This window comes from Kitasatospora sp. NPDC088861, from assembly GCF_044750105.1.
Lineage (GTDB): Bacteria > Actinomycetota > Actinomycetes > Streptomycetales > Streptomycetaceae > Kitasatospora.
Map to the genome: position 1 here is coordinate 348,947 of NZ_JBIVJF010000006.1, position 15,293 is coordinate 364,239.

A 15,293-nucleotide genomic window follows, 5' to 3' on the forward strand; every position below is an offset into this window, starting at 1 on the left:
GACAGCTTCGGCTGGGGCGGCTGAGCCGGCCGTGGAGATCGTCTACGCCGACCTGATCCCCCGGCAGCCCGGCGAAGGCGTCCGGCCGAGCGGCGAGGCCGAGCCGAGCAACCCGAAGGCGGCCCGACGCCCCGCGCACCACCGGGGAGGTGCCGTCAACCTCGCCCGCCGGGAACGGCGGCGAGGCGGCCGAGCATCGCCATCACGGTGATCCGCGCGTCCTTGTCGTTCGTCACCGCACAGTGGGCATCGACGCCTCGCTCGTCCGGTGCTTCATCCGGCTCGGTCAGGCCCACCCGGACCAGGTCGACGGCGTACTCGCGGCACCGGGAGTAGTCCGCTACGGCGCGCACCGCCTCGACGTGGTCGATGCGGCCGGGATCCGCAGCGCGCAGCAGCGCGGGGGTGGGCAGCGGGCCCAGCACCTCCCCGATCCACCCCGCGACGGTCTCCCGGGGGCAGCCCCGCTCCAACCGCGAAGCGCTCGCCGCGGCGAGCGCCAGGTGAATGAGGAGCGACCCGAACCAGCTGGCGGCCTCGGCCGGAGGCGTGTCCGTGCCCGCCGGCGGCATCACGGCGCGGTACAGCGCAGCCGGGTCATCGGCGTGTGCGGCGGCGGCGACTGCCTTCACGGCGCTGCCGAGGGCAGCCTGGTCGATGGTCACGTCGGTGCTTCTTTCCATAGTCGGCAGCCGTCAACTTACCGCTCCGGCACGGTCGAAGGACCGTCAACCGCATCATTGTGTGGAATCAGCTCCGTCAGGCAGCGGTCGTCATCCGGTGGCTGTCGTGATCTGCTGTGCGGCTGCTGCTCGTGCAGCGGCCTCTTCCACCTGGCGTCGGCCGGATTCACCTCGGCTCCAGATGAATGCGCGCCGACGACGTGGCGCGTCGCTGCTCCGGTTCCGGAACTCCTCGACCGCGACGTTGTCGGACAGCCGCCATCGGATGGTGCGGCCTGATGCTTCGGGGACGTCGGTGAGGCTGTCGAGTTGCTCGGCGCTTCGGTGCAGTTCGAACCCCCGGTGGCCGTGGCCGTCGCGGGTTCAGCATGGACCTCCCGGACCGCACTCTCGGGGACGGGCGGTCACGTTGACGATCGGCAACAGCGTCGCGGTGGCTGGGACGCCGGTCTGACGTGGCGTAGGCCCTGCTGGCGGTGCGCAGCGGCCTTCGGCCCGGGCCCTGGCCGAAGGCCGCCGGGTGCTACTGGGCGCTATCGGGGTCGGTGCGGCCGGTGCGGCCGGTCGCCGGGTTCCTGGGTGGGGAACTGTTGGCCCGCGCCCGGAAAGGCGGGCGCCGGATAGTTCGACACCTCGTACTTGGCCAGTTCGAGCTGCTCGGCGGTCGGGGGCAGCGCCGGGGCCTTGCACACGCCGCCGTTGAACTGGAAGGCCGAGGTGAGGTCCCCGAAGGCGTTGCGACGCCAGTCGGTGACGGTGGCCGACCGGACTCCGGTGAACCGTTCCAGGAACTGCAGCACCGAGGTGTGGTCGAAGGCCTCGCCGGCGACCCAGCCGCCCACCGTCCAGGGCGAGATGATGATGCACGGCACCCGGAAGCCGCCGCCGATCGGCAGACCGCCGACGAACTCGCCCGGCGTCGCGGTCGGGGGCACCGGTGGCGGCACGTGGTCGAACAGCCCGTCGTTCTCGTCGTAGTTGAGGATGAACACTGTCTTCGCCCAGACCTCGGGGTTCGAGGCGACCGCCTCGATCTTGGAGGCGACGTAGTCGGCACCGGCGGCGGGCAGGTAGTCCGGGTGCTCGGACTGGTAGCCGGTCGGCAGGATCCAGGAGACGGCGGGCAGCCGGTTGTTGCGCGCGTCGTCCTCGAAGGTGCCGGCCGGCCGGGCCGTCATGCCCTTGCGGTGCAGTGCGCTGCCGGGCGCGGCCTGCTGGAAGCTCTTGAAGAGCGAGAGCATGTTGGTGCCGTAGTTGTCGGCTTCCTGGTAGACCTGCCAGCTGACGCCGGCCGCCTCCAACTGTTCGGGGTAGGTCTTCCAGGTCAGCGGCTCGGGCGCCGAGTTGCTGATGATCGGGCCGCCCTGGCCGCCGTCGGCTCCGATCGAACCCGTCATCCAGTACAGCCGGTTGGGCCAGGTCGGTCCCTGGACCGAGCAGAAGTAGTTGTCGCAGATGGTGAACGACTCGGCCAGGGCGAACTGGAAGGGGATGTCCTCCCGGGTGTAGTACCCCATCACGTACGGGCCGTTGACGCCGTCGGCGGACCGGTGCGCGGACAGCCACCGGTCCATCTTCCCTCCGTTCCAGGCCCGGTGCTGCACCGACCAGGAGTGGCTGGTGGACGGGATCGCCTGCGCGCTCGTGGTGAGGGTGTCCAGGTGGAACGGCAGCAGGTAGCCGTCCGGGTTGACGCTGTCGGGCTGGTAGAACACCGAGCGCCCGTTGTCCAGCCGCAGCGCGTTCGGGTCCGCGAAGCCGCGGACACCGGCCAGCGTGCCGAAGTAGTGGTCGAAGGACCGGTTCTCCTGCATCAGCAGGACCACGTGCTGGACGTCCCGCAGCGAACCGGCCTTCGGTACCCCCGCCGCTACCGCTCGTTGGACACTCGGTGGCAGCAGGCTCATCGCCGCTGCCGCTCCCATCGCGCCGGCCGCCGATCCCAGCAGCCTCCGTCGGGTTATTCCGGACATCAGCCCCACCCTCTCCGTCGCGCCGGTGCGCGTGCGGGATGTCACCGCACCGGACCACCTGTGGCCTTCCCCCGGGAGCTTCGAGGCAGTGGAGACGGCGGATGAACAGCCAAGGAAATGTCAGGTACCCGCCAGGCGCTGCGGGCGCCCCCGCACCACACTGCTGACAGCTCCGAAGGGACGCCCGAACGCCGGGCGGGGGGCGGTCCGTACGCTGTTCGAAGCCGGGCCTCCGGGGCACGGTCACCACGGTGACCTTCCTCCAGAGGCCGGCAAAGCCGGGTGGTGACCGCAGATTCCCGATCATTCGCCCGTTGTTCAGGGAACAACGTGGACCACCGCTCACCGGGTTGCCGAGGCCCTGGTGCGCGGGGTGGCGGCCGGGCAAGCTAGTTTGTCCGGGTGAGTCTCCTCGATGATGTGGCTGAGCGCGACGGCTGGCGATGCTGGGTGTGCGACGAACCGGTCGACCCCGACAAGTCGGTGAACGATCCCAGGGGGCCCAGCGTTGACAGCCGGACCGCCGACCGGAAGGCCAAGGTCGCCGAGCGGCTCGCGCACCGCGGGTGCAACACCCGCAAGGGCGCGGTCAAGGTGGTCATCGCCTGGCCGGACCGCCTGTACGTGGCCGAACCCGCGCCGCTGATCACCGTTGCCGCGAGGCTGGAGCGCAAGGGGGGCCGCGAGATGGTGGGCCGTTGTCCGACCAGGCAGGACGCCCAGGACGCGGCGGATTGGCTGGTGGACCGGTTCTCCCGACTGGCACCGGGGCTGCCGGTGACCGCCGACATCGAGCCGGGCGGCGGCCAGTTCCTCGTCATCCTGGCCACCGGCCGCCGCTGACCGGGGACCACCAGCGCACACTCGCGTCGAGCCGAACCGTCGACCCACATCGACCCGCCCTGACAAAGGCTGACCCACGGGCGCGTGACGGGCTGCGACTGCTCGACCGGCGGGCGACCCAACCGAGCGAGCCACCCCCGCGCGTGCGGGGCCGACGCGCCGCCGTGCGCTGCCAACGGCCGAACGATCTTGTCGCTGGCCTCCAGCGGTCGACCGCGTCGTCAGCTGGCGGAGATCAGGATGTCCACGAGCGGGCGGGTCCGGTTGATCGCGCAAGGTGAATTTCGACCTCAGGACAGTTTCGCTTCGGGGGCGAAGGCGGGCAGCTTCTCGAGACTGCTGCGCACGGCCTCGGCGCCGTACTCGAACATCTGCCGCTCGTAGTCGTCGACCGCACTGAGCAGATCCTGCCGGCCTTCGCGTGCCTCGATCAGGCAGCGGCGCAGCAGGTCGGCGTCGCGCAGTGCGGTGTTCGCGCCGTTGCCGCCGGTCGGGGAGGTGGCGTGGATCGCGTCGCCGAGCAGCGTGACCGGGCCGGACGCCCAGCGCTCACCGGGCCTGACCACCCGGATGGACAGCAGGGTGCTGTTGTCCGGGTCGGCCTGCTCGATCAGCGTGCGTAGCCGCGGGTGCCACCCTTCCATCCTGGACAGCACGGTGTCCTGCGCGGTCAGGTTCTCCGGTGAGCCGTTCGGCGGCAGGATCATGGCCCAGCGCACGTAGTCGCCGATGTCGGGCAGCGTGACTTCGGGGGCCAGTTGCTCGGCGGCCTGCTTCGGCGGGGTACGGAAGCGCATCGCGCCGAGCAGCAGGCTGACGCCGTCGCCCGCGATCTTCGAGCCGTATGCCTTGGACAGGCCGGCGAACTCGTCGGTCAGCGGGGTGCGGCCGATGACGAACCGGACGCCGGTGTCGGTCGGGGTGGTCTGCGGCGACAGCACCTCGCGGACCGCGGAGGTGACGCCGTCCGCGCCGACGAGCAGGTCGGCGGTGGCCGGGTCGCGGCGGGCGAACTGGGCTTGGCCATTGCCGTCGGCCAGCACGTCGTAGCCGGTCAGCGCGGCATCGGTGTGCACGGTGAGGCCGGTCAGCAACAGGTGTCGCAGCACCTGCCGGTCGACCACGATGCCGGTCCGGCCCGCGCCGAGCCTGCCGATCTCGTTCAGCTGCGGGTCCAGGATCAGCTGCTCGGCGGAGGCGTCCATGACGATCTCGTCCAGCAGCGGGTGCCAGCGCGTCGGCAGGCAGTCGCGCACCGCCTGGAAACCGATCGGGTCCAGGACGAGCCGGTAGCCCTGGAATCGTGCGGCGATCCCCGGGTCGCGCTCGAACACGTCGGCCTCGATCCCGGCACCGCGCAGACCCTGCGCGAGGGCCAGGCCTCCCAGGCCTGCTCCGACAATGGAAACTCGCATCGCATACCTCCGGAACATCGGTACGAACTTAGTTCGTTTCGGTGATCTAAGTTCTACTCAACGAACTTAGATCGCGTCAAGGTATAGTGGTCGGCATGTCCGCCGATCCCCGCCAACGCCGCGCAGCTCGCCACGCCCAACCCGCAGCGGAGGTCGCCGCGTCGGCGCCACGCAAGAAGCCGATCACCGTCGAACGGATCACCGACGCCGCCCTGGAGGTCGTCGCCACCGAGGGGTATGACGCGCTGACCATCCGCCGGGTCGCCGCCGTGCTCGGCACCGGTCCGTCGTCGCTGTACGCGCACATCGTCAACAAGGACGACATCGACGATCTGCTGATCGGCAGGCTCTACGCCGAGGTCATGCTCCCCGAACCGGACCCGGCCGCCTGGCGCGAGCAGCTGCTCGGGGTGTACACACAGATCCGCGACCTGTACCTGGAATACCCTGGAATCTCGCGCGCCGCGCTGGCCATGGTGCCGACCAACCTGGAAACGCTGCGAGTCGGCGAAGGAATCCTGGCGATCCTGCTCGCGGGCGGCATCGAACCGAGGACGGCCGGATGGGCCCGCGACGCGCTCTCCCTCTACGTCAGCGCCTATGCACTGGAGCAGTCGCTGGTCCGGCAACGGCGCCGGCACCAGGATCACGAATGGGTGCTCAGCCACGAGGAGTTGCTGGACCGCTTCACCGCACTGCCCGCCGAGAAGTTCCCGCACACCCGACGCCATGCCGCCGAGCTGATCTCCGGCACCGGACACGACCGCTTCGAGTTCGCCCTCGGCCTGCTCATGAACAATCTGCGGCCCACATCCGGTTGACCCGCGGCGTGCGGTGGCCACATGGCGCCGAGACGATCACAAGGCACGTGGATAAGAAGTCCCTGGCCATCCACTCCCAGCTGATCAACTGCACCGCCTCTGAGGTCGCTGCGATGATCGAGGGCACGATGCGGCACGACACCACCATGGACGTGGAGGCCAACTACACGGACTCGCACGGCCATTTAGTTACCTGGACACCTTGGCCCTCGTTGAGGGGCGGGGGCGGCCGGTCGTGCCGTCAGGTGCGATGGCTCCGGGGGCTTCCGTGCGGGTACAGCAGCAGCGTCACGAGGACGGCTCGACCTTGGTCCAGCTGGTCGACGAGGACGGTGTGCCGGTCGAGGTCGTTGCGGGGTTCCTACGGTTCCTCGGCGCCCGGGACTGCTCGCCGAACACCCTCGTCTCGTACGCCTACGACCTTCGGCACCTGTGGCGCTTCTTCGCAAGCAAGGATCTGAGCTGGGAGCGGTTCGGGCCGCCGGACGCGATCGCGCTGCTGGAGTACCTGCGGTCGGTGCCGTCCCGCCGGCCGCGCCGCCGCATGACGCTGTCGGTGGTCACGATGGACGCCGAGGGCCCGGCCACCAAGCTCGCGGCGAGCACCGTGAACCGGATCCTGGCCGCAGTGTCCTCGTTCTACGAGTACGTGATCCTGGCGGGGCTGCTGGAGCGCGCCAACCCGATCGAGAAGCGCCCGGACCCTGCGCTGCAGCGTGTCTCCGACCGCCACCGCCCGTTCATGGGACGGGCCAGCCGGCAGCGCCCCGTACGGCGGGCCGTGCGTGTCAAGACCGTTCAGCGGGTACCGCGCCCCCTGGACGACGACCAGGTCCAGTTGCTGCTCGCGCAACTGCGTGGGTTGCGTGACAGGGCGATCGTGCTGCTGATGCTCCACGGTGGTCTGCGGCCTGGCGAAGTCCTCGGCCTGCACCTGGACGACCTGGCCTACGGACGGCGCCGAGTGGTCGTCCGGCACCGTGACGATCATCCCAAGGGCGTCCGGTCAAAGTCCCGGTTCGAGCGGGTCGTCGACCTGCACGAGGCGGAGACCCTGGCCACGGTCAGCGCCTACGTGATGAACGAGCGCCCGCAGGACGCCGACAGCCGGCTCGTGTTCCTGATCGGCGGCCGCGGCACCCGGCGCCTGGAAGCTCTCGGCTACGACGGGCTGGTGCGGATGTTCTCCCGGGCCTGCGCCCGCGCCGGGATCCGCGAGCCCTGGGTGACGCCCCATTCCCTGCGCCACACCCACGCGACCCGCATGTGGGAGGGCGGAATGCGAGAGTTGACGCTGCAGAAGCGACTCGGTCACGCCTCGCCGGAGTCGACGCGTCTTTACACCCGGGTCTCCGACCCTGCCGTCGTCGCCGACTGCCACCGGGCCCTGGACACCCTGGGCAAGCCGCGGGAGGCCACTTCATGAGGGGTGGCCCGATCTCCACTGCGGCCATGGCGGCCAGCCCGGACCCGGTCCGCCGACAGCGCCCCCAACACTGCCCCGACCATGAGTACGTGCGATTCGTCCGCGCTCAGGACGGCTTCAACCACCACTACCTCAACGCCAAACTGCGCTTCTACCGGGCCTTTCGCGAACGGTGGCCGGACCTGTCCGCGTGGTTCGCTGAGCCGCTGGCCGACCGGGTGGGCCGACTGCCCGGCGAGTCCTTCCACTCCCCGCCGTTTCCCGCCTCGCACAAGGCCCGGCCCTACCTCACCTACCTCGGCCTGCGCGGATATGCGACGTTCGACTACCCGTGGATGTTCGCTGTCGGCCAGTTGCGTGTTCACGACCAGGCCACGCTCGCCGGGATCGACCTGGGCACCACAGCGCTGGTCGAGGAGGCGATCGCCCTCGGCTACAGCGGACCGGCGGTAAAGCAGGCGATGCACTGGTCGGTGGCCCGGATCGCGCTCCGCAACGGCCTGACCGACGTCGCCGACATCACCGGCGAGCACATCGCCGAGGTCCTCGAAGCCATCCGGCTCTTCCCGAAGAATCCAGAGTTCGGGGCCTTCTACCCCTCAGCCGAGCAGTTCTACGAGGGCCCGGCCAGGTGCTGGATCACGCACCTGCACCAGCTGGAGGTGGTGCTCTTCCACCGAGGCCAGGTCGCCGTCCAGCCACGCAAGCTGATGCCGTCGTGGAAACCGCCCCTGGCCCTGCCTCCCCGGATGCAGGCCGTCGCGGAGAAGTGGCTCGCGGCCCGCAGACTGACCGACGCACCCTCGACGGTGGAGAAGCTGGAGCTCGCGGTCCGGGTCTTCGGGCAGTGGCTCGGCGAACAGCACCCCGACATCACGACCTTCGCCGACGTCAGACGTCAGCACTGCCTGGACTGGATCGGACACATCGCCGAGGTCCCGGCCCCGACCACGGGCAAACCGCTGGGCGTCATGTCACGGATCCAGCGGATCTCCGGGCTGTCGCAGTTCTTCCGTGACACCGCGCTCTGGCAGTACGACGACGTGCCAGGCCACACCCTCATCGGCGCCGGCGACGCACCGAAGTACACCGAGAAGGTGCCGCAGTTCATCCCCGACCAGGACCTCGACCGGCTGATGCCCGCCATCGACGCGATCGCCTGCCCGTTCCAGCGAGCCGCCCTGCTGGTCGCCCGCTGGTCCGGAGCCCGCCGCACCGAGATCCAGCGCCTGCCGCTGGACTGCCTGGACCGCTACCCCGACGGAACCCCGCGGCTCCGCCTGTCCGGCCGCAAAACCTACCAAGAGCGCGTCGTTCCGCTGCACGAGGACGCCGCCGAGGCCCTGCAGAAGGTCATCGACCTGCGCAGACACGCACCGGAGCGGCCGTTCACCGACGAGCGGACCGGCGAGGAGATCCGCTACCTGTTCATGAGCCACGGCAAGCTGCTGTCGACGTACTACCTGTTCGAGACCCCGATCCAGGCCGCCTGCAAGACCGCCGGCCTCGTCCGCCCCGGCGGCCGCGGCGGCACCGGCCGCGGCACCGTCTCGGCCCACCGCTTCCGCCACACCGTCGGCACCCAGCTCGCCGAACGCGGCGCGAAACTCCACACCATCATGAAGGTCCTCGGGCACACCTCCGTGAACATGGCCCTCGTCTACGCGCAGATCAGCGACCAGGAAGTCCTGCGCGACTACCAGGCAGTGCTCGGCCCCGGCGCCACCATCGCTGGCCCTGCCGCCGACGAACTGCGCAACGGCACGTTGCCGGATACGTTGGTCGACTGGCTCAAGACCAACTTCTTCAAGACCGAACTCGAACTCGGCCGCTGCCTCCGGCTCCCCGCCGAAGGCCCCTGCGAATGCGACCTCTACCTGACCTGCGCAAAGTTCGTCACCACGCCCGAGTACGCACCACGACTGCGGGCACGGCGCGAGGTCGAGCTGACCCTCGCCCGCGACGCGGCCGAACGCGGCTGGGACCGCGAGGTCGAACGCCACCGCTGCACCAGCGAACGCATCGAAAGACTCCTGGCCGACCTCAGGCAGCCGGTCAACGCGGAAGCGGAGGAGGACGGCTCCAGTGCGTGATTGCCCCATGGCTGAGCTACCGGAGCGGTCCTTGCTCGTCAACGTGGACAGTGGGATCCGACAAGAACACGTCGGCATCCACCGGGCCATAGGCGATGTTGAAGGTGTCCAGCCAGTACGACCAGCCCCGCACACCCGCCGCGCTGCTGAAACGGTAGTTGAGCTGCCAGCGGACCCACTGGCCGGAGGCAAGGCGCACAGCTGGGGGCCGTCGCGGCCGAGGTGGGATGGCGAACAGGGGCTGCACTCGGGGAAGGACGCGCAGTCGGCCGTCGGCTTCGCGAAGCTGGACGTCGACCTTGCGCAGGTCTTCCTCGACGCCATGGGGCTCGAAGCCGTCTCGCTCATGCATGCGGACTACGTGCGCAAACGAGGGCGGCATATACGGGACAGTGAAGCCGACTGGGGTCGCGTTCCTCCGGGCGGCAGCCTCTCCTCCGCGGGACTGCTTCGTCCAGGACGTCCGTATCCACTGGACGGTGATTTCCACGGCCTCCACCCCTGCCACTCCATCGAAGATCTCACTCTATGCGCGCGGCTTCTCCGGCCCGCACCAACACCGCCAACGCCCCGAGCGGCAAGCCGAAGGAAGATCAACTTGAACTGTCCACATAAGGTCGGAAATCGGGTTCGGCGTCACGAGGCTGCTGAACTTTGATCTGCTGCCGAGGACCAAGCGGATCAACAAGGTGAAGCTGTACCGGCCGGGCCGGCGAGCCGGACGCCTACCCGCAGCTGGCCCCGGCGCTGACCCGCCCGATCCGCTGGGAACTCATCACCCAGCAGCACGATCAGATAGTCAAGTACGCGACCGCGATCCGGACCCGTACCGCGTCCACCGAGGTGATCCTGCGCGGGTTCACGGGCCAGCGCTCGGCCGTCTGACACGCGCCCGCGGAGTCGGCGGTCAGTGCTGAAAGCGGTAGCGGGTCTGGCTGTACGTCTCGCCCTTGCCGAAGGCGAATCCGGCCTCCGGGTCGATGCGGTACAGCAGGACCTTGCCGGAGCGGATGGTGTCACCGAGGCCGTGCCAGGTGCCGTCCGGGTTCGTCAGCAGGTCGCCGTACTTGCTCTCGTAGGCGTCGGCGGTGGTGCTGCGTTCAGCCGGATCGCACACCAACTCGGCACGTCCCTCGATGGTGATGTCGATACCGTCGAGGACGTTCGTGCCGGTCGTCATGACGCAGTGGTCGTTCGCGTGGAGGTTACGCGTCTTGCGCTCTTGGTCACCGGTGGCGAAGTACAGGGCGCCGCCGGTCCAGACGGCCAGCAACGGTGTCACGTGGGGCCGGCTGTCGGGCCGGACGGTGGACAGCCAGAACAGTCGCGCCTGCTCCAGCTCACGCAGTGCGGTCGGCCAGGGGGTCGCGTCGGCGCCTGAGTCGCTGAAGGGTCCGATCTCGGCGACCGGGTCACGGTCTGACATGGAAGCTCCTCAATGGGTCAGCTGGAAATGGGGTCGGTCACGATCTGGTCGACGGGAGGCGCCGCGGTCTCTCTGGTGACCGGTGCCGATCGCTTGCCGAGCACGGCCGGAGCGATGACCACGCCCACTGCCGCGACGAGGCCGATCACGCCGAACGCGGCCTGATGACCGGGAACCAGCGTCTGCGGCGCGGCGATCCCAGGCGTGGGTGCCTGCGCGGCGACAACGCTGCCGGCGATGGCTAGGCCGAGGGCGGTACCAACCGCGAAGCAGGTATCGGCGAGTCCGGCGGCCAGACCGGAGTGCCGTTCAGCGGCACCGGTGAACGCCGCGATCTGCGTACAGACGGTGGCGGTGCCCATGCCCGCCCCGAAGACCAACAGGGCAAATGTCAGCAGTTCCGGTGAGCTGTGCTTGGGCACCACCAGGGTGAGTAGCAGGCAGGCTCCACCGAGCAGGGCAGTGCCGACGGTCGCGACCGGACGTACGCCGATCCTGGTCACAACCCGCTGGCAGACCAGAGCGCCGACGACGGCCGCCACGGTCATCACCCCGGCCGTGAGGCAGTATCACCGGCGCGAGGATCAGCACCACCACCCCGACCGGGACGTCGGTCCAGAAGACCCACTGCCAGCCGAGCGTACTGGTGATCAGGCCGCCGAGCAGCAGCCCGGCGGTGGCACCGAACCCTCCGATCCCACCCCCAGATTCCCAGTGCCCTGTTCCGCTCGCTGCCTTCGGCGAAGGCGTTCATCACCATGGGCAAGGCTGCGGGGGCGATGATGGCGGCCGACACACCCTGCAAAGCGCGGGCCGCAACCGGGGCTTCGACCGTCGGGGCGAACCCGCGTCCCAACGAGGCCGACACGCGCAGCGACATCCCGGCCAGGAAGGCCCTGCGGCGGCCGAGCAGATCCGCGGCGCGGCCGCACAGCAGCAGCAGGCCGGCAAAGGCCAGCGCGTAGGCCGTGACCGCCCAGTGGACGGCGGTGCCGTGCACCCGAAACTCCCGCTCGACGGCCGGCAGGGCGGTGAGCAAGCTGGTCCCGTCCAGGATGGTCATGAAGAACGCCGTGCCCAGCAACACCAGCGCCCGCCATCTCAAGGCGGTCGCCCGCGGGCTCACTCGCGCCCTCCCGTACCCAGCTCGACGCCCAGCGCGTCAAGCCAGTCGCCCGTGCCGTGCTTCCGCCAGGAGGGCTCCTCCCGGCCGTCGAGGAAGGCGCCCTGCTCGGTGAGGACCAGCCGGGTGCCCCCATCGGCCGGGCAGAACGCCACGGTCGTCAGCGATACCGTCGCCAGGTCGTCTTCCACGTGCAACACGGAGGTGTAGACGATGCGCTCGTCCCGGACGATGTCGCGGTACAACGACTCAAACGTCATCGACAGGCCGTTGTCCGGGTGGCTGCGGTTGACCTCCCGGCCCCCGACCCGGAAGTCCAGTTCATGCTCCGCGTCGGGGGTGGAGAACCAGCGGGCCTTCGCCTTCGGGTTGGCCCATGCCGCGAACACCCGGGCCGCCGTGGCCGGGTAGAGGCGTTCGAGGGTGAACGTGGCGTGCGTGACAGAACGGTCGATCATCACAAGTTCCCTTGTTCCGGTGTGCCGGGATCATCGAGCAGGTAGTCGCCGAGCCGGTCCAGGCGCCATTCCCAGGACGTGCGCTGCTCGGCAAGCCAGTCCTCGGCCGTCCGCAGTACCTCCGGCTCGATGCGGCAGGTGCGGACGCGGCCGACCTTCTCGGATCTGACCAGCCCGCACGCTTCCAGCACCTGGATGTGCTGCATGACCGCCGGTAGTGACATCTCCAGTGGCCTGGCCAGTTCGCTGACCGGCGCAGGCCCACGGATCAGGCGCTGCACCATCGCCCGGCGCGTTCCATCCGCCAGCGCCTGGAACACCCGGTCCAGCGATCCAGCATAGTTAGGCATGTACTTAACTATGAGTCGGCACATATTTACAGTCAAGTACTTCCTTACTGCCCTCGGCGCTTCAAGGTGATTGGCCTGTTTGTGTAGCTGACTGGCAGTCATTTGCGCGCTATGCCGTTGGTATGCGCTATGCGGATGGGGGCGGGCTGACGGCGAAGGCACGTCAGTGTCGAGAGGCGGTACGGCTGGAGGCCGCCGCGTTGTTCGACGAAGGTGTCCCGCCGAGGGAGGTTGCCCGCAGGCTGCGGGTGACCGCGAAATCGGCCTACCAGTGGCACCAGGCCTGGCGGGAGGACGGGGTCGGGGCGCTGGCTTCACGGGGACCGGGCGGGCAGCGGTGCAAGCTGTCGGCGCGGTGCCGGGAGAAGCTGGCCGAATACCTCGGGCAGGGGCCGGCCGTGCACGGCTGGGACCAGGACCAGGTGTGGACCGGTGCGCGGGTGGCGACGCTGATCGGCCGCAGGTTCCACGTGTCCTACAGCGTCTCGGGGGCCACCCGGCTGATGCGTCGGCTCGGCTTCACCCCGCAGGTTCCCGCGCGGCGGGCCGCTGAACGCGACGAGCAGGTCGTGGCCGCGTGGAGGGAGGCGACCTGGGCGGAGGTAGAAGCGCCCGGGCGGCCTGCGACGGCTGGCTCTGCTTCGAGGACGAAGCCGGGTTCACCCGCAGGCCGTCCAAAGGACGCACCTGGGGACGTCGCGGCATCACCCCGGTCGTGAAGGTGAGCGGCAGCCGCTCGGGGAGGATCTCCATCGCCGGGCTGATCGCGATGCGCCCGGGCTCGCGGACCCGCTTGTGCCACAGGCTGCGGCGCCACACCGGGCGCAAGGGTGAACGCCGCAGCCTGTCCGAGCGCGACTACATCGGGCTGATAGACGGAATCCACCAGTTGGTCAAGGCGCCGATCGTGCTGGTGTGGGACCGGCTGAACACCCACGTCTCCCATGCGATGCGCGACCTGATCGACGCGCGGGACTGGCTGACGGTGTTCGTGCTGCCCGCATACGCACCCGAGCTGAACGCGGTCGAGTACCTGTGGGCCCACGTCAAACGAAGTCTGGCGAACCTCGCCAGTGTCGCCCTCGACCGGCTCGAAGCCCTCGTCCGCAACCGCCTCAAACGACTGCAGTACCGCTCCGACATCCTCGACGGCTTCCTCAGCGGAACCGGACTCTGGACAAGGTCCGAGCCTTGCAGTGGACGCTCTACCGCTGTGCCAAGCAAGAACCCGAACGCCGGTTCCATGCCCTGTATGGCCACGTCCACCGCATGGACGTCTTGTGGCGGGCGTGGTCCAGCGTGTGTACGAACCGGGGCGCGCCGGGCGTGGACGGCGTGACCGTCGACGCGGCGGTCGCCGCCGGGGTGGATGAGTTCCTCCAGGGCCTGTCGGAGCAGTTGCGGACGCATACGTATCGTCCGTCGGTGCTGCGGCGGGTCCAGATTCCCAAGCTGGGGCGGCCGGGGGAGTTGCGGCCGCTGTCGATTCCCACCGTGGCGGATCGGGTGGTGATGACGGCCGCGAAACTGGTTCTCGAACCGGTCTTCGAGGCCCGGTTCACCGAGGCGAGCTACGGTTTCCGGCCCAAGAGGTCCGCGATCGACGCGTGCGAGGCTGTGCGCGCTGCGGCGAACCAGCGGCAGGAGTGGGTGTTCGAGGCCGATATTCGGGACTGTTTCGGGACGATCGACCACGACGCGTTGATGGCCCAGGTGGCCAGGCGGGTGGTGGACCGCTCGATGCTGAAGCTGATCCGGGCGTGGCTGCGGATGGGAGTGCTGGAGGGCGGGGTGACCTCCCCGACCGGGGCGGGGACCCCGCAGGGCTCACCGATTTCCCCGCTGCTGGCCAACGTGGCCCTGCATGTCCTCGATGAGGCGTGGCAGGACCGGGGCCGGCGGCTGGGGACGTTGGTGCGCTACTGCGATGACTTCGTGGTCCTGTCGCCGACCATGCAGCGTGCCGAGCAGGCGCGTGAGCTGGCGGCGGAGGTGCTGGGCGGGCTCGGGATGCGGTTGCATCCGGAGAAGTCCGGCATTGTCTGCCTCACCGGGGGCGGACAGGGTTTCGATTTCCTCGGATTCCATCACCGGAAGGTGGAGTCGTGGAAGTGGCGGGGCAGGTTCTACCTGCAACGCTGGCCTTCGGCGCGGGCGTTGGGGGTGCTGCGGGAGAAGATCCGCGCGGCGACCTCCCGGTCCCGGACCGAACGGCCGGTGGCCGCCGTGGTGGCCAACCTCAACCCCGTCCTTCGGGGGTGGGCCGCGTATTTCCGTAACGGGAACTCCGGGCGGAAGTTCAACGCGGTCGACGGCTACGTTCACGAGCGGCTGGCGATCTTCGCCAGCCGGAAACACGGACTCGCGGGCCGGAACTGGACCACCCGCTACACCTATGGGTGGATCACTCGGCTCGGGGTCTACCGCCTGACCGGGAACGTACGCGGGGCGACGGTGCATGCCAGCCGGTGAACGATGTCGGAAAGCCGTGTGCGGGAGAACTGCATGCACGGTTTGAAGCGGCGGGGACTGGAAACGGAGCATCAGCCACCGCGCCAGTCCCCGACCCTACTCAGGAGTCGCGCCGGGGCTGCGTCTTCTGGTTGTAGATCTCCTTGCCGTCTGCGTTGTAGGCATGGACGTAGGGGGCCGGGGGGAAGGAGTTCCGGTCGAGGCTGGTGG

Annotated in this window: 14 protein-coding genes and 4 pseudogenes; 9 read left to right on the forward strand and 9 right to left on the reverse strand. The window is 69.3% G+C overall.

Translation table 11 applies throughout. The annotated features are described in order from the left end of the window. Window positions 1–155 precede the first annotated feature (155 nt). Together ACIP37_RS14860 and ACIP37_RS14865 are read right to left on the reverse strand one after the other, a co-directional pair. Window positions 156–665, reverse strand: coding sequence for a hypothetical protein (locus ACIP37_RS14860; RefSeq protein ID WP_400806532.1), 510 nt, complete (start codon window positions 663–665; stop codon window positions 156–158). Window positions 666–1,216: 551 nt separating this feature from the next. Then, on the reverse strand, window positions 1,217–2,656 hold the full coding sequence (locus ACIP37_RS14865) for an alkaline phosphatase family protein (protein ID WP_400806529.1): 1,440 nt from the start codon (window positions 2,654–2,656) through the stop codon (window positions 1,217–1,219). A 402-nt stretch (window positions 2,657–3,058) separates the two neighbouring features. Here ACIP37_RS14865 and ACIP37_RS14870 point away from each other — a divergent pair, with 402 nt between their 5' ends. After that, a complete protein-coding gene (locus ACIP37_RS14870) occupies window positions 3,059–3,499 on the forward strand; it encodes a hypothetical protein (protein ID WP_400806526.1) in 441 nt (146 codons plus the stop codon). Window positions 3,500–3,789: 290 nt separating this feature from the next. Here the strand turns inward: ACIP37_RS14870 and ACIP37_RS14875 are convergent, their stop codons facing one another. Beyond that, entirely contained in the window at window positions 3,790–4,914 is a 1,125-nt protein-coding gene (locus tag ACIP37_RS14875) for an FAD-dependent oxidoreductase (protein WP_400806523.1), read from the reverse strand. A 95-nt stretch (window positions 4,915–5,009) separates the two neighbouring features. Between ACIP37_RS14875 and ACIP37_RS14880 the strand changes: the two genes are divergently transcribed. From ACIP37_RS14880 to ACIP37_RS14895, 4 genes and pseudogenes are all read left to right on the forward strand, one after another. Further along, the gene (locus ACIP37_RS14880; protein ID WP_363587092.1) at window positions 5,010–5,735 is read left to right on the forward strand and encodes a TetR/AcrR family transcriptional regulator; all 726 of its coding nucleotides are present in this window, start codon (window positions 5,010–5,012) and stop codon (window positions 5,733–5,735) included. A gap of 8 nt (window positions 5,736–5,743) precedes the next feature. Further along, window positions 5,744–5,905, forward strand: a pseudogene (locus ACIP37_RS14885) (Tn3 family transposase); the annotation flags it as partial. Window positions 5,906–6,003: 98 nt separating this feature from the next. Next, window positions 6,004–7,161, forward strand: a complete 1,158-nt coding sequence (locus tag ACIP37_RS14890) for a tyrosine-type recombinase/integrase (RefSeq protein ID WP_400806521.1) — start codon at window positions 6,004–6,006, stop codon at window positions 7,159–7,161. Between the two features lie 89 nt (window positions 7,162–7,250). Then, on the forward strand, window positions 7,251–9,254 hold the full coding sequence (locus ACIP37_RS14895) for a tyrosine-type recombinase/integrase (RefSeq protein ID WP_400843950.1): 2,004 nt from the start codon (window positions 7,251–7,253) through the stop codon (window positions 9,252–9,254). A gap of 16 nt (window positions 9,255–9,270) precedes the next feature. On the opposite strand, the gene ACIP37_RS14900 is transcribed toward ACIP37_RS14895, so the two are convergent. Beyond that, the gene (locus tag ACIP37_RS14900) at window positions 9,271–9,744 is read right to left on the reverse strand and encodes a hypothetical protein (RefSeq protein ID WP_363587089.1); all 474 of its coding nucleotides are present in this window, start codon (window positions 9,742–9,744) and stop codon (window positions 9,271–9,273) included. A gap of 154 nt (window positions 9,745–9,898) precedes the next feature. Here ACIP37_RS14900 and ACIP37_RS14905 point away from each other — a divergent pair. Beyond that, window positions 9,899–10,118, forward strand: a pseudogene (locus ACIP37_RS14905) (Tn3 family transposase); the annotation flags it as partial. 43 nt (window positions 10,119–10,161) lie between these two features. Here ACIP37_RS14905 and ACIP37_RS14910 read toward each other — a convergent pair. From ACIP37_RS14910 to ACIP37_RS14930, 5 genes and pseudogenes are all read right to left on the reverse strand, one after another. Continuing rightward, complete coding sequence (locus ACIP37_RS14910) at window positions 10,162–10,680, reverse strand: pyridoxamine 5'-phosphate oxidase family protein (protein ID WP_400806516.1); 519 nt, start codon at window positions 10,678–10,680, stop codon at window positions 10,162–10,164. A gap of 17 nt (window positions 10,681–10,697) precedes the next feature. Then, window positions 10,698–11,222 carry an MFS transporter gene (locus tag ACIP37_RS14915; RefSeq protein ID WP_400806514.1) on the reverse strand — a complete coding sequence of 175 codons (525 nt, stop codon included), beginning with the start codon at window positions 11,220–11,222 and terminating at the stop codon, window positions 10,698–10,700. A gap of 37 nt (window positions 11,223–11,259) precedes the next feature. Further along, a pseudogene (locus tag ACIP37_RS14920) lies at window positions 11,260–11,743 on the reverse strand (MFS transporter); the annotation flags it as partial. Between the two features lie 59 nt (window positions 11,744–11,802). Further along, a complete protein-coding gene (locus tag ACIP37_RS14925; protein WP_363587086.1) occupies window positions 11,803–12,261 on the reverse strand; it encodes an SRPBCC family protein in 459 nt (152 codons plus the stop codon). After that, the gene (locus tag ACIP37_RS14930) at window positions 12,261–12,611 is read right to left on the reverse strand and encodes a metalloregulator ArsR/SmtB family transcription factor (protein ID WP_363623773.1); all 351 of its coding nucleotides are present in this window, start codon (window positions 12,609–12,611) and stop codon (window positions 12,261–12,263) included. The genes ACIP37_RS14925 and ACIP37_RS14930 overlap by 1 nt, the downstream gene beginning before the upstream one ends. 122 nt (window positions 12,612–12,733) lie before the next feature. On the opposite strand from ACIP37_RS14930, the gene ACIP37_RS14935 reads away from it, so the two are divergent. The 3 genes and pseudogenes from ACIP37_RS14935 to ltrA all read left to right on the forward strand — a co-directional run bounded on the left by ACIP37_RS14935 (window position 12,734) and on the right by ltrA (window position 15,083). Next, window positions 12,734–13,330 (forward strand): winged helix-turn-helix domain-containing protein, encoded by a 597-nt coding sequence (locus tag ACIP37_RS14935; protein ID WP_400806511.1) that lies wholly within the window; start codon window positions 12,734–12,736, stop codon window positions 13,328–13,330. Further along, a pseudogene (locus ACIP37_RS14940) lies at window positions 13,306–13,950 on the forward strand (transposase); the annotation flags it as partial. The gene ACIP37_RS14935 and the pseudogene ACIP37_RS14940, both read left to right, overlap by 25 nt. Beyond that, window positions 13,938–15,083 carry a group II intron reverse transcriptase/maturase gene (gene ltrA, locus ACIP37_RS14945; protein ID WP_400806508.1) on the forward strand — a complete coding sequence of 382 codons (1,146 nt, stop codon included), beginning with the start codon at window positions 13,938–13,940 and terminating at the stop codon, window positions 15,081–15,083. The pseudogene ACIP37_RS14940 and the gene ltrA, both read left to right, overlap by 13 nt. Window positions 15,084–15,293: the final 210 nt, after the last annotated feature.

Excerpts from the sequence above, each read along its gene's own strand:
- ACIP37_RS14910 (WP_400806516.1), bottom strand. The coding sequence starts at position 10,680 with ATGTCAGACCGTGACCCGGTCGCCGAGATCGGACCCTTCAGCGACTCA.
- ACIP37_RS14865 (WP_400806529.1), bottom strand. The coding sequence starts at position 2,656 with ATGTCCGGAATAACCCGACGGAGGCTGCTGGGATCGGCGGCCGGCGCG.
- ACIP37_RS14875 (WP_400806523.1), bottom strand. The coding sequence starts at position 4,914 with ATGCGAGTTTCCATTGTCGGAGCAGGCCTGGGAGGCCTGGCCCTCGCG.
- ACIP37_RS14880 (WP_363587092.1), top strand. The coding sequence starts at position 5,010 with ATGTCCGCCGATCCCCGCCAACGCCGCGCAGCTCGCCACGCCCAACCC.
- ACIP37_RS14930 (WP_363623773.1), bottom strand. The coding sequence starts at position 12,611 with ATGCCTAACTATGCTGGATCGCTGGACCGGGTGTTCCAGGCGCTGGCG.
- ACIP37_RS14925 (WP_363587086.1), bottom strand. The coding sequence starts at position 12,261 with ATGATCGACCGTTCTGTCACGCACGCCACGTTCACCCTCGAACGCCTC.
- ACIP37_RS14935 (WP_400806511.1), top strand. The coding sequence starts at position 12,734 with ATGCGCTATGCGGATGGGGGCGGGCTGACGGCGAAGGCACGTCAGTGT.